This is a genomic window from Desulfonatronum parangueonense, from assembly GCF_054656975.1.
In genome coordinates, this window is sequence record NZ_BAAHXH010000003.1 from 2,810,548 (window position 1) to 2,830,728 (window position 20,181).

A 20,181-nucleotide genomic window follows, 5' to 3' on the forward strand; every position below is an offset into this window, starting at 1 on the left:
ATTTATCGGCTAGTCTTTGTGAGACGTGGGATCGTGAGCCGCGGAGTCTAACCAAAGGGTCAAGCCGCCAGAGGGGCTGAGGCTTTGGACCGGGTATAACGGTGGGGTGTGCGGACCTTTCAGGAGCCGTGCTACTGGCGGGTGTTTTTCCTTGCCAGTAGCCATGATCCAGAGTTGCCTAGCCATATTCAGTGCCGGGAAGGTCAGGGTGATCCGGTCATGGCCTTCTGGACCGGGGCCGGCTGGAGCGGCCAAGGCATCAACGACATCCAGTGCCGGGGAGCCAGGGAAGAGGGAGGCTGTGTGCCCGTCAGGACCTAGACCCAGCAAAGCCAGATCCAGGTGATAATCACGGTTTACCGCGAAAAGCCTCTCCAACAGGTCGGCGTACGATTTGGCCGCCCGTTCTGGCCCCAAGTCCGTGAGCATGGCCTTGATATTTTCCTCGGGCATGCCCAGAGGCCTGACCAGGGTCTCCAGGTTCAAACGAAAGTTGCTTTGCACATGGTCCAGAGGCACACAGCGCTCATCGCTGAGCAGAATCAGCACTCGGGACCAGTCCGGCGCTGGTTGGGACAAGGCCACGATCCGTTCGTTCAAAGCGGCCTGAGTCCGGCCACCACCAAGGACCAGACGGAACTGCTCCTGCGATTGGAGTCCGGCGTGTACGGCATCCAACAACGCCAGAGCGAGATGATCCAGCAAGGTTTCCCGGCTGGAGAAGGTGCGCTGGCCAACAACTGGTAACAGCGTCTCAACCATGCAAAAGCCTCACAGGAAGTTTGACCACGACCTTCTTGACCAATTGTGAAGCATTATCCGTGATCAACTTGGGCATATGAGCGTCATTAGGGAAAAAGACAGAAAATCGACCAGGATGGTTGGCAATACGCACAGGAGCCGATCCGGGGCATGCATAGAACGTTCGGTCAAGCGCGGCATCATAGGGCGACACCACGGACAAAGCATCACGGGTGTACCAATCAATGGTCTCGGAATGATTGAGTGAAACCTGGATGTCGACGTGCGCGTCATGGGTTTCCAGTACGGAGTCATCGGGCAGACATGTCTGATAGGACATGACCGCGGCGTACATGTTTTCCATGTGCAGATTGATTCTGTCTGCGTCAGGCGTTGTTGCGCTGAGCCCGAGCAGGAACTCGAAGGCAGTTCGCCATGGAGCAGTGTGAAAATACTGTTGCCAGTTTTGGAGTGTGTCGTGGATCATGGTTGTCTTACCTGCAAAAACATTTCCGCAAGCTGAAAGTCTTCTTCCGTCTTGATGATGTGTCCCGCCATGCGGTCAAGAGGGTAGAAGCCTACTTTGCCTGCATATGTCGCGCATTGACCCGCCAAATATGCTTTCTGGTAAGTAGCGGACTTCCAACCTGTGATGCTCCAGGTTATGCGTTGGATAGGAGGCAATTCCTGGGAGTTGGTCTTGGTTGTAAAGGAGAAGTTGACTGGTTGATCCTGACACATGCATTCGATTTGTTCATTAACGCCGCTGAGTAGAACATCCAACGGTCCTTTGGACAAAGTGCGGGTAAAATCCGCAACCTGTGCCGTGGTCAATAGAGGCGCTATGCTGTGCACCTGAATCAAGTAGTCGCATGGGTGCTGATTCAGGAATTCATGTACAAAATCTTCGCTGGTAGCCGTGTTGCTGGCCAGCTCTTCAGGTCGGCGATGAAAACCCACCCCTTCTTGCGCGGCGATTTCACCGAAAGTCGGATGCTCCGAATTAACCCAAATCTCATCAAAAACCCCGGCTGACTTAGCCTTACGGATGGCATGCGCAATCAAGGGGATGCCCTGGAGGGGCTTGAGGTTCTTCTGCTTCAACCGCTGGCTGCCCATGCGGGCTGGGATCATGGCGATTATCATAATTTTATGCCGCTCGCTTATAGGATGGATAAACATTAGTCAGAGTATCGGTGTAATTGCTGTAAAGTTCGTTACGATAGAAGACCATGGAGCCTACTGCTAAATTGCCTTGCGTATTCGGCTGCTTACAGATTTCCTGGACCGCTCCCGCTATCCCCTCAGCATCCACCTTCTCCAGCACATACCCCTCAACCCCATGCTCCACCTTCAACCCCACATTCGTCCTGGGCAACACCACAGGCCGCCCCATGGCAAAATACTCCGGCAGTTTGCAGGGAATACGCTCGTCATTGAACGGCCCCGGCTTTCCGGGCTGAACAAAAATATCAGCAGCGGCCATAATCTCCGGAAGCTCTTCCCGCTTTACCCATCCCAGATGAATTTCATGTTTCCTGGGCCAGGAAGACGTATCCAGGGTCTTGTTGTCTTGTCCTGTGCGCAAGAGTTTCGTTGGTCTGCCCTGCTGGTTGAGCAGGTCCACGGCCTTGTACAGTTCAAATACTTCATCTTTGTTTCCGGCGTGAACATTGCCGGTATAGACCAGGACTGTCGTATCGTCAGGTATGTTGTGCTTCTTACGCAGTTCTTTGTTCAGAGGCCTGGGGTAGAACAGTCGTTCATCAACAATCGGCGGTATGACTTGGTAGGGAAGCCCATTGGGGTTGTATCGGTTCAGGGTCTCGATAACCATGGTCAGGCCCTGGGCTTTGCTCAAAAACTTCCGACCCCGGATGGGATGAAATCTGTTCTTGGGAATGATCTTGTCCAGCTCAGCCTCAGACATCTTGGACAGGTCGGCATAGGCTTTGCCAAGTGTCACCTCGGTCAAGTACTCCTCGTTGTCCTCCAGGTGGATGATCAAGGGGCAGTTGTGCTTGGCCAGAAGCTTTTCAGTGAACTCGCGGACGATCTCGCGGGGTGTCCAGGCGCGGATTACATTGTAATCTAATGAATTTTTATTTGATATTTTGGAATAGGGGAGAATGGGTATTTGGGAATCGATATTAGTTATTGGGGAAGAATCTGGCACGGCAATGGTGCAGGTGGCTCCTTGGGCTTGGAGCATGCGGGACAGGAGCTGGACTTGGTAGCCATTGTTGCCTTCGGCTGTCTGGGGAAGCACGAAAAGAATGCGTGGCGCTTCGCTTGCGTTATCTTCTTGCCTAGTTATAGGTGACTGCTGAGGGGCGGATTTTGCCTGTAATGCTTGGATGAAGTTGTCGCGGACAAATTCAGCCCACTTCTTTTTGAATATCTTGTGGTTGTTTTCAATAATTTCTGATTTTTTAGATTTATACCATTCCTTCCGCGTCGCCCCCTCAACATGCTGCAACCCCACCTCATTCATGCACCAGCACTTCTTCTTCAGATCCCGCCCCAGACGCAGGCAAAAATCAATATCTTCCAGGCCGTAGTTGTACTCTTCGCTGAAGCCTTTCAATGCATCGAAATCTGACTTGCGGCAGAGCAGGAATGCACCCGTTACAGCTGGTGGGTAAGGGGCAAGGGGTAAGCGGGAAGGGTCGGAAAGGTACTGCTTCACGTTGGGGTGGCGGATCTGCTCCGGCTGGTGATAGCCTCGCTTCTCATTCCATTTGAACTCGACTCCGAGGTGCTGAATGCCCTGCTCCTTGCCTTCGGCAGGCACGTCATCGAGCCTCACTCCCACCGCGCCGATCTTCTCATCTTTCCCCAGCATTTCCAGGGCTTTTCCCAGCACATCATCAGTATAAATGATATCGTCGTTGAGAAACAACAAATACGGATGCTTGGCCTTGGTTGCGGCGAAGTTGCAGGATTCGGAGAAGGTGTAGTTCTTGTCGCGGCGGATGTAATTAATATCGCCCTTGCTCTTGTGTTTGGCCACGATTTGTGCGGTGTAGTCCGTGGAGGCGTGGTCGATGATGATCAGTTCGACGGGCTTATGCGTATTCTTTTGGAAGAAGGTGGTTAAGCAGGTATCGAGGTGATGTGCGGAGTTATGGGTTAATATTATTACCGAAACGGCGGTTCCTATTGTGTGTAGCCTTTTACTAAATGGGGTGAGGTTAAATTGCGTTGAGTACCGAGAACTAGCTGGAAGTCCTCCCACCATAAACGGCAGAGGAACGCCCTTGCTTTCCCATCCCGGCGACAGCGTCTCATAAACCCGCACATATTCTTGGGCCATTCGCCCACAAGTCCATTCTTTTCCCGTACCCCTCTGCCACGCCGTTACCTTGTTCACGGTGGATTGCCATTGTGCTGGATCATCAAGCAATTGCTTGATCACTTCCAAAACTGCCAGCGCAGAAGGTTTCTCAACCAGCCACCCTGCTCCAGTCTCTCGCAGACGCTCGCCAATGGCCCCAAAATCAAACCCGATCACAGGAATGCCGCAGGACCATAATTCCGTCAGGGTATGGGAATGGGTCTCCGGCCAGATTGAAAAAACTCCGCCTAGGTGCGGCCTGATATCCCGGACTTTTTCCGAGAATCTCTCGCGCTCATATTCACCGTGTAAAACGACTGAGGTGTCGGACGCCGCAACATCTTCTATATACCCAAGGACATGGATTTCCAGGCCTATGTCCTGCCCCAAGCGACTGAGTTCAGCAATAATCTTGCTGCCTTTACGCACAGAAATATGTCCGGGAACCAGAATCTTGATGGGTTCTCCGGGCTTGAAAGGGCAAGCCAAACTGTAAAATGTAGAAAAATCTCGACCGTGGGGGATGATGGGAAACGCCTTGTGGATGAGGCTTGGATATGTCTTTGATACGAGGCTTTTGCAGTACGGTGATGTGGTGATCAGGGCATCGCACTGCTTCAAGGCCACTTCCATTTGCCTTTGCCAGTCCTGGATGGCCGTGTGCTTCAAGTTGGGGATTGCTTCGCATTGCCAGAGTTCGTGCTGGCATGGGCCGGGGCCAGGCGTGCATTGACCTTTGCAGAAGGTGTTTTGCTCATCTACAAGCTTAATGGACGGGCAAACAGTATAAAAGTCATGCAACGAAAAAACGATCGGCAGCCCAAGGTTTTTGGCGACATCTATCAATCCCAGTCCGTGCAGAGCAATATGCCGGACATGGACCAACTCTATCCCGTATCGAAGCAGCCATTGCGAGACTATGCGGTCATATTCCTCCGCACGGTGCGGAAACGGTTGGAGTGGTTCCGAGAGTCGGTATTGTTCCAGTTCCACGTGGCGACCTTGCTCATAGGATGTCAGCGTGAGCGTGGTTGCATCACAGTGCAGAACCAAGGTTTCGGCATATCCGGCAAGGGCGCTCATCAGGTCTTGATTGGTCAGCGGGGTGCCTCCGGTCGGAGGGCTGAGCACATACAGGACTCTCTTTTTGACACGAGAAGCCTTGGCTGTATGGATGCTGCGGACCCGTTCTCGAGCGCTGATCAATGCCTTACCTGAAAACGCGGCACGCACTTCGGACTCGTAGGACGGGTAGCGGTCAGCAATGACCTGCCGAGCGACATCGATCAAGGCGGTTTTTTCATTTCCGAAGCTCGCGGACCGCTCATGGTAGATCAGCGTGGCGTCGTCAATGACATGCTTCCACCCCTTTTGCCCGGCCCGCATGCAGAAATCATTTTCCTCGCCATATCCGCGCGGAAAGGCCTGGGCGTCGAAGAGGCCCACGTCATTGAGACAATCCCGACGGATATACATGCAGAAGCCGTTGCCGGTTGGGACACGGGGATAGGTGCGTTGCGACGACCGGGTAACGGCGCGGGCATAGTCATCCAGGGACATGCCTGATGGCAGTGGATTGTCCTGGTCTGGCTCGGGTACGGAAAACGAACCGGCATTGTTGGAAAACGGCGTGGCAGTTCCGATATTATCTTCTGAATAAGCGGCAAGCCGGAGATTGCGGACCCAGAATGGCGTTACTTGCGTATCTGAGTTCAGCAAGATGACGTCTGCCGTCCCGGCAATCTCCAGGCCTTTGTTGACAGTATTCGTGTACCCTACGTTTTCGGGATTTTGTTGGATTGTAAACGATGACTGACGACTGTAGCGGTCAAGGATCTTCTGAACCTGAGGATCGGTGCTGGCATCATTGATGACGATGACCCTGACGTCCGGTGGTGTATGTATGACCAGAGACGACAGGCAAAGTTCCAACTCCTGGGCCGCATTATATACAGGCACGATGACCGCTGGGGGCGTCGAGTTTGCTTGAATGCGTTCCAGGGGGGTGAGGGGAAGCGTAATGTGTGATGGGTGACGCGTGATGGGTGAGGTTGCGGTTACTGATGAATATTTTTCTGTAATCTTTTTATCTGTTATCTGGGGGCTGAGGCGAGGTGCCGGTTTGGCTTTCTCGTCGCCGGTAAGTAGTGCGTAAGTTTCGAGTCCGACGGCGCTTCCGGTGATTGCATTCAGCAAACCCTGACCGATTGCAAACGGCCTTCCCAAAGCCTCCCGAACAATCCCCTCCAGCTTGCCACCATCAATCCCCTTATCAACAACCGCATCCACACACCCCATCCCGACATTCCCCTGCCCGATCACAGCTGCTCCCCAAATCAATTTAGACAGCGCGGCAAAAGCAAGACAGTCCTGATCCTGGCCTAACAGATGAACCACGTCGCAAGGATGCTCCCCAACAAATTGCTCAAACCCATCCGCCGCAACCCTATGCACAGGAATGCCAGGCAATTCCGTCCAGTCACCAGACTGCGTTCCAGCGACGCACTCGACAACGCCAAAAGCCTGATAGGCCTGTGACAAGACTTTCAGTGTTGCTGCATCAATCATCTTTTCCGGCAGGCAAACCAGCACCAATGGCTTCTGGCCTTGGCGTTGGGCGCGGTACTTCTTGCGAGCCAGGGCGATGTTCGCGGTGATTGTCTTGGACAGGCCTGGGGTATTGCGAAGGGCATCGAGGTAGAGTGGGAGGGCCTTGGTGAGTTCGCCGGAACGGAGGGCGGAGTTGGCGTTAGCGAGGGACATGATTATCCGATATTGTTTCGTTTATTTGGGTAGTAAGGCGTAAATGGTGTGTGCGGGCTTCATTAGGGGGCAATTATGGCGCAGCGGTAGCTAGACGGTCCGGGTGGGATCGGCAGGGCGAATCGAAGCGGGGATAAATTGTTCGTTTTGCTTCATAGGGATAATTCTTCAAAGTGTGCTTTCTGTGCTATTCAGGCACTTTTTCGAAAACTGGCCAATTTCTGGTGGGTGATGATGATACCTTCAGTCCGGCTGAAGTGTTATCTGTTATCGGTTGTCTGTTATCGGTTATTGGTTCTGAATCCGGAGAACTAGTAACTGACAACAAATAACTGATAACTATTATCTATCACCTCTCGCACAAAAAAAAGTTACCCCGCAGCGTATTGTCGACGGTTAAGGGGTCACCCGCCTGTCCGCGCAATACATGACTTATTCGTGGACCCGTGCTTTCCTTCCCTGCCTTGCGACAGGTTTGGCTTTGTCCAGTGTGTCGCGATTATCTCAAGAAACACAGCGTCTAGTCGCTGCTGGAATGGATGTCAAACCATTAACACGTGTTGGGATTGCATCACGATGCATATGAAGGTTTTCCAGGGGCATACTGCGTTGCCGACGAGACATAACGAAATTTATGTAGCAGATCCCGTAAAAAAGAAAACAACCTCAGAGGTTGCTTTTTTGAGCGTTTTTTTCAATACGTTGAAATCATGTTAATAGTTGGATGAGGATTTTTTTCCACGGTTCACAAAGATTGACACAGATGGGAGATATTGTTGTGGCAGGACCGCAACAGGGGAACTTCTTCTTGGTTTTTCAAAATCTGTGTACATCTGTGTGATCGGTGGGCAGAAGATTCTGGTCCACAGATTGACGCAGATTGACGCAGATGGAAGCAGCGGGCGGTTCAATTATTTTTTGTTCTTTTGGGTTATCATCAAGCCCGTCATGATCCGTGAAACCAGCACGCACGATTGTCGTAGTTGTGTTGTTCATCCTCCAACTTTAGCAATAAATTAAGACAATTGGAATCGAATAACGCGAATGGACAGTTATCTGTTATCGGTTATCTGTTATCTGTTATCTGTTATCTGGTTCTTCCCCCCGATAACTATTAACTGATAACCGATAACCTTCATCTCCATACGACTCTGTTTGTTCGCCAGCGCCAGATGATTTCGACTTCGCTGTTTTTTGGAGGTAGTTCATGTAGCCGTTGATGAGCTTGATTGCTTCATGGGCGAGTTCTCTGCCTTTTGCAAGGAGTTCGTTGGTGATAAAGCCTTCATCGTGAGCCGTGATGAGATGGTCGAGGGTTTCCCAGCAGGAGCCGCGGGAGTTGCTGCAGTATTTGGCGTTATCCATGTAGTGGAAACGTCCGTAGCCCTCCGCCAGATTGGCTGTTGTGGAGCGGGCGGAGCGGAGGATCTGGTCGCCGAGGCGGTAGAGTTCGTATTTGGGCAGACATGGAATGACCTGCTTGGCGACGAATATGCGCAGGGCTCGACAGGCTTGCTAGGCGTTGAGGTCTTCGAAAGTTTGGATTTTCATGTTATCTGTTATCGGTTATCGGTTATCGGTTATCTGTTATCTGTTATCGGTTATCGGTTATCGGTTTCTCTTTGCCGTTGAGATCGTGGCAAGATCTGAGGCATTCCATTGCTGCAGGCGCTGGGCTATCTCTTCGGGGCTGGGGAGTTCTGCTTGATAGTGTTCCGGCAGCGTGGGTACGACGGAATAGGTGGCAACACCCAGCGGGCGGCATTGCGCAGGGCGTATTCGACGATGGTTTTGTTCTTGACGCGGCAAATGATTATCCCGATGGGTGGATTTTCTTCCGGGAGTTTTTCGTTATGCTCCAGCGCCTCGAGGTAGAACTCCATCTTGCCTTTGTGTTCGGGTTTGAAGTCCCCAATTTTAAGTTCAATAGCCACCAGGCAGCGCAGGCGTCAATGAAAGAGCAACACGTCAATAAAATATTCCTGGCCGCCAACATCAAGGCGATACTGGTTGCCAATGAAGGCAAAAGCTCCGCCCAGTTCAGCCAGAAAATTGCGCAGGTTGGCGACCAAGGCTTGCTCAAGCTGCCGCTCGCTGTGTTCCTCGGCCAATTCTAGGAAGTCGAAGGTGTAATGGTCTTTGACCGCCAGTGACGCTTGATTTTTAACTTCATCGGGCAGCACCTGATCGAAGTTGGTTTGGTTGAGCAGATATTTTTCGTAACTTTTGTTGTCGATCTGATGCTGCAGCACAGCCTTGGTCCAGCCAAAGCGCGCAGTGGCCCGCAGGTAGAACTCGTGTTCAAGCAGATCCTTACAACGGCTTAGAATAACAAGATTTTTGGCCCAACTAATTTCTGCAACCAGTGGTTGCAGTTTTAGCTGATCTACGTAACTGCGGTAGAAGTCCCGCATGTTCCACAAGTTGCGTGCAGAAAATCCATTGCGCCCCGGGAATTTTGCTTGCAGGTCACGCGCCAGGTTCTCGACAACCGCTTTGCCCCAGCCCAGTTCTTCCTGCTTTTGGTGGATGGCTTGGCCGATTTCCCAGTAAAGGCTGACCAGTTCTCGATTGACGGCACGCAGCGCCTGGTATTGGCGCCGGCTAATGCTGGCTTTGAGCTGGGCCAGGAATTCCGGATAGCCATGGTTTAGGGAGGTGACTTCAGCGGGCATGGTTATCTATTATTGGCTATTTGGTTCTTATTTTTTTTGTCTCTCGCTCGCTCGAAGACTCGCTAGAGGCGCCGAGGGCGCGGGGGGCGTAAAGTTTGAAAACTGTTATCTGTTGTCGGTTATCTGTTATCTGTTATCTGGTTCTTCATCCTGATAACTATTAATTATTAACGGATAACCTTACTCCATGTGCTCCAGGCCCGCCTTGGGGCCGGGCGAGAGATAACTTCTTTTGGCCTCTCGCATGCCTATGGAATCACGAGAGTGAGCGAATCATACCGCCAAGCGCTTCTCCACCCATTGATACTTGTGCTCCAGGGAGATCACCCGCTGGGTCAGGCGCTCCTGTTCTTCACGACGGACCATGGCTTCGGTCATTCGGTCCATGCGGTCGGCTTGGTCGTCCAGGCGTTTGTTCATGGCGTCCATGCGAAAGGATAGGGCATGAATTTCACCCTTGAGTTCGGAGCGCAGTTTCTGAATTTCGCCTTTGACTTCCGTGCGTAATTCATGGATTTCGCCTTTGAGTTCGGAGCGAAGCGCGTCGATGCGTCGGCTCTGGTCCACGATGTGGGCGTTCATGTCGTCCAGGCGTTTATTCACGTCATCCAGGCGCTTGTTGGTCAGGTCGAGGATGGTTCTGATCTGCTTGTTGCCGTCCTCAAGCCGTTTCAGTTGCGGCAGGATCAGTTCCTGTAGTCCGGAGCGGATGGCTTCCTTGATGTCCATGGCAGTTCCTGGGTTATTTGTTATCTGTTATCTGTTATCTCTATGATTACAATATACGGTTGGATCGTTAAATTTCAGTATGTTAGGCGGCAAGCTGTGCTATACTTTCTCATCTTATTGTTTAGTGATTCACCAAAGCGCGAGCGGCGACCTTTTTAATAATTTGCAAACAATTATTTAAAATCAATGATGATTTAATTGGTTTTTGAGGTGGGGGCAATTCGATCGTGATCCAGCTTGTTGGCTTGAAATTTGACAAAGTATTGCATGATGCTATCCCTCTCGCTACGATATGCAATACTTTACCAGGAGGCCAACATGTCTTCTTGTCTATCGCCAGATCAAAAGCTTGCCCCTCCCTTCTCGGAACAACCATGCTGGCAAATCGAACCCCTTGCAACTCGACTCAACTACTCAGTTCCCTCTACACGGCGTTTTTTGAGCGTGGTTGGATACCACAGAAGCTTTTCCCACAATGGCAAATGGTACACTCTGAAAAGCATTCCCAAGTTCGGCCACGACGGGTTATGGTTTTCGGACGACATCGGCTTTTCCAGGGTAGGCAATCTCAACAAAACCCTTGTCAGGCTGGTCAATCGCAGCCCCAAGGGAATTACTGCCGAGGCCTTGGGAGAAATACTGCGTTGTCGATGTCATTCGGTGCTTGTCCAGTTGTGCAGGCAGGGGCGGTTGCAGCGGGACAAAATTGGACGTTCTTTCGTCTATTTTTCCCAGGATATGACCACTGCCGACAAGCAACGCCAATCCGCGGCAAATCGGGCCATGCCATCGGAATTGCTTCCTGCCGAGATCGCGGTTTTCGTCTTGGCGGAATTCATCCGGTCCCCCAATCTCAGCTTCGAGGAACTGGCAATGCATATAAAGCGCACAAGGCATGTGAGCATCAAAGCAGCCCAGATCGAAAAGCTGTTTGCGCAGCACGGGTTAAAAAAAACTCCAGAAACTACGGCCCGCAAGCAATCGAGGCGTTGAAACGATGTCAGGCGCTTCTGCAACGGGAAATATCCCCGGCGGCATTATTCCCAAAACCGCCAGTGGTGTCTTTTGTTCCGGAGCAGGAAAACTGCACATGCACCCATCCGCGACTTGTCCAGAAAACGCGCAGAAAAGTTGTTTACAGCATGGCCGGACCATTCATCGCACATGAAACCGTACTTAACTGCCCTCAATGCTCACGAGCCATGGGCTCCGAAACGCTGCTCCGAATGGTGCCGACTCGATGCAACGTGGCCTATGACGTCTTGGTCTTTGTCGGCCAGGCTCTGTTCAGAAACTTCCGCACACTCGACGAAGTGCAAACTGAACTGAAAATGCGCAACACGCACATCAGCCTCTCAGAGATCGACTACCTGGGCCGCAAGTTCATCAAGTATCTGGCCCTTGCTCATGCCCAAGCCGCGCCCTGCATCCGCCAGAAAATGCGGATGGCCGGCGGATATGTCCTCCACCTGGACGCCGCCCATGAAGGAGATGCGCCAACCTTGTTCAGCGGCCTGGACAGTCTGAGTCAATTTGTTCTGGGCAACATCAAAGCACCCAGCGAAAACGCCGTCCACATCAAACCGTTCCTGAAGAACATTCAAGACACGTATGGTACGCCGGTTGCCTGCGTCCATGACATGGGCACCGGCATTTGCAAGGCGGTCAACGAAACCTTCCCCGGCATTGCCGACTTCATCTGCCATTTCCACTTTCTGCGTGATGCCGGCAAAGACTTCCTGGAACCGGCATACTCGCGATTGAGAAACCGCCTGAAATCATTTGCAGCGACTACCAACCTGCGAGCACTCATTCGGCAAATACGGCAATCGCTGGGGCAAAGCCCTGATTTACCCTTGCTGGTTGATGCAGTGAATACAAAAACTCCGCCCCATAATGTCGAAATGCTGCCGTCTTTGTCCGCGTATTCTCTGGCGCTATGGGCCTTGCAGGGCAAAAACAACGGCAACGGATATGGCTTTCCCTTTGATCGTCCGTTGCTGGAGTTTACTGAGCGAATGCTTGAATTAGACCGGTATTTGCCCAGGCTCCTTGAACACCCCTGCGGCCTTGAAGATAACCACAAACCTCTGCGCGTCTTGGCAAAAAAGATATCCAACATCGCCAATGATCCCGAATTGGTCCAGGCAACGACAGAACTGCGATGGCGCGTCGAAGTGTTTGACGATCTGCGCAACGCCATGCGCATTGCCACGCCGGACGAAAATAACGGCCTCAACGATGACGGTTCGTCTGAAGCCATGTCAACCATCCGCCAGGGTGTTGAAAAGTTCCGACATAGGCTCCAAAAGGAAAGCCGTTTGGCTGATGACCAGCTTTGCCTCAAAATGGAGCAACAAATTGATAAATACGGTAAAAAGCTCTTTGCCGACCCCATTATGGTAGCCAGTCCGCAAGGCTTTGTCACAATCTACCCTCAGCGGACCAATAACATTCTCGAACGCTTATTCCGCGGCCTGAGAAGAGGCCATCGCCGCAAAACCGGCAACAATTCCATGCGAAGAACACTACAGGCGATGATCGCCGATACTCCGCTTGTCAAAAACCTGGACAATCCCGCATACATGGAAGTGCTTCTCAACGGAAAAGACAGCCTGGAGGAACTCTTTGCCAGTATCAGGTACGAGGACGAAAAGGACAGCAACAGTTCAAACGGAGACACCGACCGGATACTCCCTGGTGGGCGTGCAATCATCAAAAAGCAAGGGTTACCACAACAGATCCTCGAGTTGTTCATGAAAACGAAATCAGCTCAAGACAGTCAATCCAACTGAATTTTGTAACCATAGTGTTATCTGTTATCAGTTATCTGTTATCTGTTATCTGTTATTTGTTGGCGGGTGAGGGCACTATGCGCTGTGTAAGGGGGGAGAGAACCGGGGTAACCATTAACCGATAACTAATAACAGATAATTATATACACCCTACATCCCGCCCAAAAAATCCGCAATCACGCGTTTGTCCGGTGGGGTGGCGGCGGTGCGGTGGAGGATGTCGTCGGGGAGAGTTTCCTGGGGTTGGTATGTGGACAGGATTTCCTGGGTGTTGTCGCTCAAGATTGTGCTGGCAGGATTAAGACCGGCGACCAGGAGCAGACCGGCGGGGGTGCTGTTCAGAAGGAGCAGACGCAGGTCCGGGCGGTGGGTGCGCAGAATTTCGGGGAGTTTCCAGACGTCGCCGGTCCAGTCCGGGCCGGTGCGGCGGCGCGTGGCCTGGGCCGGGTCCGGAGGCAGGACACCGGGTACGGCGATCAGCGTGTCGGCATGCGACAGGCCTTCGGCATGGGTGAAATCCCGCAGCAGGTATTCCAGAAGGGGCATGCCGTCCAGCAGGATCAGGTCCGGCGCCTGGGGCAGCTCCTGGCCCGCCATGTCCGCGAAGAATTCGTCGCTGGTGGCGGTGATCACGCGGGCCGAGTCCGGCAGACCAGCCAGTTCCCGAGGAGCCGGGTCCACGCCCACGGCCGGGCAGGCGGCCAGGGCCAAGCTCCTGCCCTGCCCTACCCCGATTTCCAGGTACGAGGCTGGTTCGTGGAGTTGATGGATCAGGGCCAGGACCGCGTACTTGTCCTTTTCCGGCGTGAACCGACGACCTTCGGACGAAGCCAGAGCCTGCGAAGAGGCAGCGGCGAAGCCAAGTCGAGGTAACTTGGATTCAGAGGACAGAATGTTCACCGCAATCCGGGAGGTCTTGGGCATGGACAGGCCGCGCACCTGCTGGGTCACCCGGGCCTCGGTCAGCAGACGACCGTCCCCTCCGGGTATGCCCACGGTAATGGACTTTTCGAAATGGTAAAGAGCCCTCCCCTCCTGGCCGCCGGCCACGGCCGCGACCCGACCCAGGCTGTTATGCACCCCGGAAATGAGCACCTGGCTGATCAACTGCCGCCCGCAACCCCAGTCCCGTGCCAGACGAACAAACCGGCGGGCCTGTTCCAGGCTGCCCCGTTGGGCATGTCCGGCCGCGGCCAGCAGCGCCAGCTTTGCCCGGTCCGGATGATGCTGCAAGGTGTCCCGATCCATCCCGGCCAAAGAATCCCAATCCCCGAACTGCCATTGGGTCCGGGAACGTTCCAGAAGGTTTTCATCGTAGGGCACGGGCTGGGCAAGCGTCGCCTCGGACTGATCGAATGTGGATGGCAGGACCGCACGGGAAGGCAGCATGGCCCGGATGCGGCCGGCGAGGGAGCGGAGGTAGGTGAGCATTTTGGGGTCCGTGATGGGTGATGAGTTATGGGTGATGGGTGATGGGTGATGGGTTATGCGTGATGCGTTATGGGTGATGCGTTATAGGTGATAGGTTTACGTTTCGCGCATCACGCGTCACGCGTCACGTTTCACGCATCACGCATAACGTTTCTCGCATCACGCATTACGCATCACGAATCACCCTTCACGTGGCTCGGCAACTATAAGCTGACAACCACCTTGCCATTTCTTTGTTGTCGAGGCTGTTGTGCGGATAATTTGCGGCTGATGGCCGCGCGGGCGCGGTGCATGGTTAGGGTGGAGCGGTCCAGACCGGCGATGAGTTCCTGGTTGGCCAAGTAGTAGCGCTCCAGTTCTTCCTGCACCTGGTGCAATTGGGCGAGGAGCAGTTCATTTTCCTGGGCGAGTTCCCGCTTCTCATTTTCAGCGTGGGAGAGCTTGTCGACTTGGGCGTCGCGTTCTTTGGTCAGCTTGGTGATCTGGGCTTGGTGTTCTTCGGCATTTTTGCGGAGTTCTTGGATTTGCTTTCCCTCCGCAGCAGACTTTTGTTGCAGCTCTTTCTGATCTTTACTCAAGTTGTCGCGCTCTCTGGTCAGCTTGGCGATCTGGGCATCTTTCTCCGCGAGCGCCTGGGTTTGTCGATCTTGTTCATTTTTTGCTTCTGTCTGGGAAAGATAGGAGCGCTCCAGTTCTTCCTGCACCTGGTGCAATTGGGCCAGGAGCAGTTCATTTTCCTGGGCGAGTTCCCGCTTTTCATTTTCAGCGTGGGAGAGCTTGCCGACTTGGGCGTCGCGTTCGGCTTGCAGAAGTTCAAGATCCTGTTCAGCCTTTTGGAGCTGATCCCGGAGCAGGGAGTACCCCAGGCCGTTTTGGATTACGCTGAGTATGCCCGTAAATGCGGTGTCGTCCGGAGGCTGAAGATCCTGACGGAAGCAGGGTTTTCCTTCGCCGTGCCATGCCGAGGCTTCCAAGGCTTCAAAGAGATCCCAGTCCCGGGGGCGACACCATTCGAATAGCTTGGCTGCGCAGGTTGCTGTAGCTGGGGGGAGCGAGGTCTCCTCAGCTGGATCGCCTTGCCATAACGCAAGGCCAAGCTTAGTGCGGATCTCTTGGACAGCGACCTGATCAACGTTGATCAGCACCAACCGATTACCCAGGATCGGGCGCAGATTAAGGACCGTTCGTTGCTCATGGCGCCACTGATCCAACAATCCGGCGATGGACATTTCGTCGTCGCTGCCGCCTGCAACGACCTGCATCCATGGGGCGCGATACAGCCAGATCCACTGGTGGTCGGCGTCGGAAGCCTCGGGGGACCGGGCATGAAGAAAAAAATCCTCGGAAGATATCCAGCGTGAGGTATCGGTGTCCAGAAAGGGATGGGATGCTTCGTGAGTGAGGCCGGAGATGGTGGTTGTGGGCATGGGTGGGTCCGTGATGGGTTGTGGGTTACAAGTAATTCGTAATGCGTAATGCGTGATGCGTGATGCGTGATGGGTGATGGGGAACCGTTATGCGTGATGGGTTATGGGTGATGGGGGAACCGTTATGCGTGATGGGTGATGGGTGATGGTTTTTCGCCTCACGCTTCACGCCTTTCGCCTCACGCTTCACGCCTCACGCATTACGCATCACGTTTTTTTAAATGACGTATCATTCCAAGGAGCATTTTTCGGACGGATTCGAGGTGCTGGAGCAACGTTGACTCTTTCGTATAGCCAAGATCTTGAGCAAGAAGCAGCTGGGTTTCCAGTTCTGCCAGAGAGCCGAGAGCGATGTAGAGGTAATGGCAAAACTCCTTGTTGCCCTGCCGGGCAGCTCCTTCCGCGATATTGCTGGGAATGGATACAGCTGCCCGCCTCATCTGCGATGTCAGTCCGTAAATCTCTTCTTTGGGAAAACAGGAGGTCGCCACATACGTTTGCTTGACCAAAACCATGGCTGCTTTCCAGAGATCAAGGTCTTTGTGTGTCTGCATTTTTTTATCGTAATGCGTAATGTGTTATGGGTAATGCGAATGCATGATGGGTGATGGGTTGGGAGTGATGCGTAATGGTTTGGGAGTGATGCGTAATGGGTTGGGAGTGATGCGTGATGGGTTGGGAGTGATGCGTAATGGGTTGGGAGTGATGCGTGATGGGTTGGGAGTGATGCGTGATGGGTAATGGGTGATGGGTAATAACAGCTCACTCCTCACGCCTCACGCCTCACGCATCACGCATCACGCATCACGCTTCACGCCTCACGCATCACGCTTCACGCCTCACGCTTCACGCCTCACGCTTCACTCCTCACGCCTCACGTTTCACGCCTCACGCTTCACGCATCACGACCTACAATCCCTGCTCCCGAAGTAGTACGTCCTTGATCAAATCAATCTGGCCTTCCGCGCGGACCATTTCCTCGTTCATCAGCATCTGTCGGTGTTCCAATTCTTTGTTAGCGGCATCCAACTGGGTGATGCTGGCGTCTTTTCGACGGACTTCTTCCTTGAGTTCAGCAATGGATTTGGCGTGGGCGTCACGTTCAGCCGCAGCATTTTTCGCCTTTGCTTGTTGTTCCACGGCCTGCTTGCGCTGGATGTCGCGGTCCTGGGTAATTTTATCCAGTTGGGCTTTTTGCTCGGCGATGGCTTTGCCTTGCTGGTCGTGTTCCTGGGTCAGCTTGGTGATTTGGGCCTGGCGTTCGTCGGCGAGTTTGTGGAGGTCGGCCAGTTGTTTATTCGTCTCGGCGATCCTGGTTTCGAGTTCCTGGCGGACCTTGGTCAAGTCGTCGCACTGGGCCGCGTGTTTCTCAGCCAGGTTTTTCTGCTCTTCGGCCTGCTTGCGCTGGATGTCGCGGTCCTGGGTAATTTTATCCAGTTGGGCTTTTTGCTCGTCGATGTTTTTGGCCTGCTGGTCGTGTTCCTGGGTCAGCTTGGTGATTTGTGCCTGGCGTTCGTCGGCGAGTTTGTGGAGGTCGGCCAGTTGCTTATTCGTCTCGGCGATCCTGGTTTCGAGTTCCTGGCGGACCTTGGTCAGGTCGTCGCACTGGGCCGCGTGTTTCTCAGCCAGGGTTTTCTGCTCTTCGGCCTGCTTGCGCTGGATGTCGCGGTCCTGGGTAATTTTATCCAGTTGGGCTTTTTGCTCGGCGATGGCTTTGCCTTGCTGGTCGTGTTCCTGGGTCAGCTTGGTGATTTGTGCCTGGCGTTCGTCGGCGAGTTTGTGGAGGTCGGCCAGTTGCTTATTCGTCTCGGCGATCCTGGTTTCGAGTTCCTGGCGGACCTTGGTCAGGTCGTCGCACTGGGCCGCGTGTTTCTCAGCCAGGGTTTTCTGCTCTTCGGCCTGCTTGCGCTGGTTGTCGCGATCCTGGGTAATTTTATCCAGTTGGGCTTTTTGCTCGGCGATGGCTTTGCCTTGCTGGTCGCGGTCCTGGGTCAGCTTGGTGATTTGGGCTTGAAGCTCTTTGTTCAGTTGGGTTTTGTCCGTCTCAAGGGCCTCAAGCTGGGCCTGAATGTCGGCAACTGCGCAAGCGGACTCATCCCTGGATGCGGCAAGCTCGGCTTGGAGCGCAGTGATTCGAGCGTCTCGTTCCAGGATGGCCACTCGGGTATCGTTGCGCCGCAGCAGCACCGCGGAATGGGGGAAAATAGCTTCCGGGTCATCCTGGACATGATCGAAGCCCATTTCATGGAGTGTATCCGCGGCATCCGGCAGTGAGCCTTCATCATCGTGAAGGTGGGCTACCGCACCGCCATGCAGGATGATCCAGGAAAAGCGGTGCAGCAGATGGACGGGGACGGATTGCATCAATTCCAGTCCCAGTCCCGGGGCATCCAGGACGAGCAGGTTGCGTTTTTCGGCATCGAGGTGCAGGAGTTCGATGGATTGGGCCAGGGAGCGGGACGGGACATTGAGGGTGTTGGTGACGCGCAGGTTAGGGGCATGGTCCAGAAGGCCCCGCACTGTTTTGAGACTGCTGTGACTGGTGTTGTTCAGGACGTTCAGGATGACCTGTTTTCCGGGATGCGGCGTGATGGCCATCGGCCAGACCTCTTCGCCGGCCTCCGGGTTGATGCGCTGTTGCAGGTCCTCGGCCAACCGTGGATGGGCCTCGGCCAGGATCAGGCGATCAAATGCCAGACGCCGTAGCATGGATAGGTCGCCTCCCTGTCCGGCGCCGACAACGAAGGCGGTTGTGCATGGAGCTAGGCCCTGCTCCGCCAGGTAATCAAGAAACGATTTCATTCCATTCCTCCCACTACTGCCGTATTCTCGCCATTTGGATTCGCCCATGATTCTTCCTCATTCAGGATCAAATCCAGTAGAAGGCGGGCATTTTCGGCTTCCCGGAACTCTCTTGCACCTGGCAGGCCCTGATCAATGGCAAGCTTATCCCTTTCTGTCAGGAGTTGCGCCAGACGATCAGCCACGAGGCGTGAATCCGGATCGATGATCAATTGCCTCTTGAGCATCCTGATCGCCTCGTCCGTCTCCCCTTTTGCCAGCAGCTCATCAGCCCGCGCCGGAATGGAGTACGTCTCCAGGTCACGCAGCCATCTGCGCAAAGTCTGGTCCTCGGGCTGCTGGTCCATGGCCAATTGAAAAGCGTCCTCAGCCTCGATGTAGCGCCCGAGGTCGCGCAGAGCGTGAGCCATGCCCCGGTACGCCCAGTGCTGTGACACGTCCAGCTTTGCCGCGCTTTGATAGGCTTCCAAAGCCCTGTCCGGCCGCCCCTGAAGCAGCCATGTCTCGCCAATTTTGCATTGGCAGATGGCGTTGTCGCCAATGATCCGAATCAGGTCGGCAAAAGCATCCCGGGCCTCCTCGAATCGGTCTGTCTCGGCCAGCAGGCAGGCGAGCTGAAATGCCTCCAGGTGCATCCGGGCGTCAGAAGCGTGGGCGGCAAACTCCGGGAGACCGAAGAGTGTGCGCATCATTTCCAGGCTTTGGTCGCGGGGGATCAGGTCGAAATCATATTGCCTGGGTTCTGCTTGAAATTCATGTAACCCGGACAGCACTTGCTTGGTACGGGCATCCCGGGCCTGAAGATTGTGGGGTTGTCCGTCGAAGAGTTCCCGGGAAATAGAAAGAATAAAAGCATGCCGGCCATCACCAATTTCGGCTTCCGGAAGATCCTCGCGAAACATTTCAGCACTTCCACGGGCCACGACCATGGGGTTGTCGGGGTAATCAACGCAGATGATCTCCACCTCCAGTCGCTGGTGGGGTCGAACCGGGTCAAAAGCCCATCCATGGGCCTGATCATCGGCAATGACATCAAAACTGCCATGTATCGGAACGCGCAGAAAAACAAGGGGTCCTCCAGGCACTTCCTGACCGCTCTCCGCATCCCGGACAGTCAGGTTGTGGCTCTTTCCATCGAACAGCTCGGGGCCAATGGGTACGTGAAACTGATATCGGCCATCGCCTATGCCAGCTTGCTGGAGATCCTCCCGGAACCTTTCGGCCCGCCCCGTGGCTATGACCGATCCGTTGCAGAGGATCTCAACGTTTAGTCGGCGGTCGGGATATTCCGGGTTGTACGCCCACCCGCATGCCATATCATCATGAATCTGTTCAAATAAACCTGTGATAGGAGAAGAAACGGCAGCGGGCTCGGAGTGAATCACCTCGTGTTCCGCCTGGGACGGGCTGCCTTTGATATGGTTGCCTGAGCTCGGGGGGGCAGGTCGAACATGGGAAGCACCGGATTCGTTATCTTGAAA

General features: G+C 53.9%; 13 protein-coding genes and 1 pseudogene. 2 read left to right on the plus strand and 12 right to left on the minus strand.

Features of this window, described 5'->3' with window-relative positions:
• Positions 1–9 precede the first annotated feature (9 nt).
• The 7 genes and pseudogenes from pgl to ACYQ15_RS12925 all read right to left on the minus strand — a co-directional run bounded on the left by pgl (position 10) and on the right by ACYQ15_RS12925 (position 10,245).
• On the minus strand, positions 10–762 hold the full coding sequence (gene pgl, locus ACYQ15_RS12895) for a 6-phosphogluconolactonase (protein ID WP_459937920.1): 753 nt from the start codon (positions 760–762) through the stop codon (positions 10–12).
• Entirely contained in the window at positions 755–1,228 is a 474-nt protein-coding gene (locus tag ACYQ15_RS12900; protein ID WP_459937921.1) for a NanQ anomerase/TabA/YiaL family protein, read from the minus strand. Before ACYQ15_RS12900 ends, pgl begins: the two co-directional genes overlap by 8 nt.
• Entirely contained in the window at positions 1,225–1,875 is a 651-nt protein-coding gene (locus ACYQ15_RS12905; RefSeq protein ID WP_459937922.1) for an acylneuraminate cytidylyltransferase family protein, read from the minus strand. Before ACYQ15_RS12905 ends, ACYQ15_RS12900 begins: the two co-directional genes overlap by 4 nt.
• Positions 1,876–1,891: 16 nt before the next feature.
• Complete coding sequence (locus ACYQ15_RS12910; protein WP_459937923.1) at positions 1,892–6,841, minus strand: glycosyltransferase; 4,950 nt, start codon at positions 6,839–6,841, stop codon at positions 1,892–1,894.
• Positions 6,842–7,921: 1,080 nt separating this feature from the next.
• Positions 7,922–8,341, minus strand: a complete 420-nt coding sequence (locus ACYQ15_RS12915) for a four helix bundle protein (protein ID WP_459939583.1) — start codon at positions 8,339–8,341, stop codon at positions 7,922–7,924.
• A 176-nt stretch (positions 8,342–8,517) separates the two neighbouring features.
• Positions 8,518–9,516: pseudogene (locus ACYQ15_RS12920) on the minus strand (PDDEXK nuclease domain-containing protein).
• 273 nt (positions 9,517–9,789) lie between these two features.
• The gene (locus ACYQ15_RS12925) at positions 9,790–10,245 is read right to left on the minus strand and encodes a hypothetical protein (protein ID WP_459937924.1); all 456 of its coding nucleotides are present in this window, start codon (positions 10,243–10,245) and stop codon (positions 9,790–9,792) included.
• 444 nt (positions 10,246–10,689) lie between these two features.
• Between ACYQ15_RS12925 and ACYQ15_RS12930 the strand changes: the two genes are divergently transcribed.
• Both ACYQ15_RS12930 and ACYQ15_RS12935 read left to right on the plus strand, forming a co-directional pair.
• Positions 10,690–11,238 (plus strand): hypothetical protein, encoded by a 549-nt coding sequence (locus tag ACYQ15_RS12930; RefSeq protein ID WP_459935726.1) that lies wholly within the window; start codon positions 10,690–10,692, stop codon positions 11,236–11,238.
• Positions 11,239–11,303: 65 nt separating this feature from the next.
• The gene (locus ACYQ15_RS12935; protein WP_459936306.1) at positions 11,304–13,040 is read left to right on the plus strand and encodes a hypothetical protein; all 1,737 of its coding nucleotides are present in this window, start codon (positions 11,304–11,306) and stop codon (positions 13,038–13,040) included.
• Positions 13,041–13,190: 150 nt separating this feature from the next.
• Here ACYQ15_RS12935 and ACYQ15_RS12940 read toward each other — a convergent pair whose 3' ends face one another.
• The 5 genes from ACYQ15_RS12940 to ACYQ15_RS12960 all read right to left on the minus strand — a co-directional run bounded on the left by ACYQ15_RS12940 (position 13,191) and on the right by ACYQ15_RS12960 (position 20,016).
• Entirely contained in the window at positions 13,191–14,471 is a 1,281-nt protein-coding gene (locus tag ACYQ15_RS12940) for a class I SAM-dependent methyltransferase (protein WP_459937925.1), read from the minus strand.
• 203 nt (positions 14,472–14,674) lie between these two features.
• Complete coding sequence (locus ACYQ15_RS12945; RefSeq protein ID WP_459937926.1) at positions 14,675–15,898, minus strand: coiled-coil domain-containing protein; 1,224 nt, start codon at positions 15,896–15,898, stop codon at positions 14,675–14,677.
• A gap of 200 nt (positions 15,899–16,098) precedes the next feature.
• Entirely contained in the window at positions 16,099–16,452 is a 354-nt protein-coding gene (locus ACYQ15_RS12950) for a four helix bundle protein (protein WP_459937927.1), read from the minus strand.
• A gap of 355 nt (positions 16,453–16,807) precedes the next feature.
• Positions 16,808–18,700 carry a coiled-coil domain-containing protein gene (locus ACYQ15_RS12955; protein WP_459937928.1) on the minus strand — a complete coding sequence of 631 codons (1,893 nt, stop codon included), beginning with the start codon at positions 18,698–18,700 and terminating at the stop codon, positions 16,808–16,810.
• Complete coding sequence (locus tag ACYQ15_RS12960; RefSeq protein WP_459937929.1) at positions 18,697–20,016, minus strand: tetratricopeptide repeat protein; 1,320 nt, start codon at positions 20,014–20,016, stop codon at positions 18,697–18,699. The genes ACYQ15_RS12955 and ACYQ15_RS12960 overlap by 4 nt, the downstream gene beginning before the upstream one ends.
• Between the last annotated feature and the right edge of the window lie 165 nt (positions 20,017–20,181).

Bases quoted from the DNA above. Each gene is read 5' to 3' on its own strand.
- ACYQ15_RS12940 (WP_459937925.1), bottom strand. From the start codon at position 14,471: ATGCTCACCTACCTCCGCTCCCTCGCCGGCCGCATCCGGGCCATGCTG.
- ACYQ15_RS12900 (WP_459937921.1), bottom strand. From the start codon at position 1,228: ATGATCCACGACACACTCCAAAACTGGCAACAGTATTTTCACACTGCT.
- ACYQ15_RS12925 (WP_459937924.1), bottom strand. From the start codon at position 10,245: ATGGACATCAAGGAAGCCATCCGCTCCGGACTACAGGAACTGATCCTG.
- ACYQ15_RS12905 (WP_459937922.1), bottom strand. From the start codon at position 1,875: ATGATCCCAGCCCGCATGGGCAGCCAGCGGTTGAAGCAGAAGAACCTC.
- ACYQ15_RS12955 (WP_459937928.1), bottom strand. From the start codon at position 18,700: ATGAAATCGTTTCTTGATTACCTGGCGGAGCAGGGCCTAGCTCCATGC.
- ACYQ15_RS12945 (WP_459937926.1), bottom strand. From the start codon at position 15,898: ATGCCCACAACCACCATCTCCGGCCTCACTCACGAAGCATCCCATCCC.
- ACYQ15_RS12910 (WP_459937923.1), bottom strand. From the start codon at position 6,841: ATGTCCCTCGCTAACGCCAACTCCGCCCTCCGTTCCGGCGAACTCACC.
- ACYQ15_RS12960 (WP_459937929.1), bottom strand. From the start codon at position 20,016: ATGGCATGCGGGTGGGCGTACAACCCGGAATATCCCGACCGCCGACTA.
- ACYQ15_RS12950 (WP_459937927.1), bottom strand. From the start codon at position 16,452: ATGCAGACACACAAAGACCTTGATCTCTGGAAAGCAGCCATGGTTTTG.
- pgl (WP_459937920.1), bottom strand. From the start codon at position 762: ATGGTTGAGACGCTGTTACCAGTTGTTGGCCAGCGCACCTTCTCCAGC.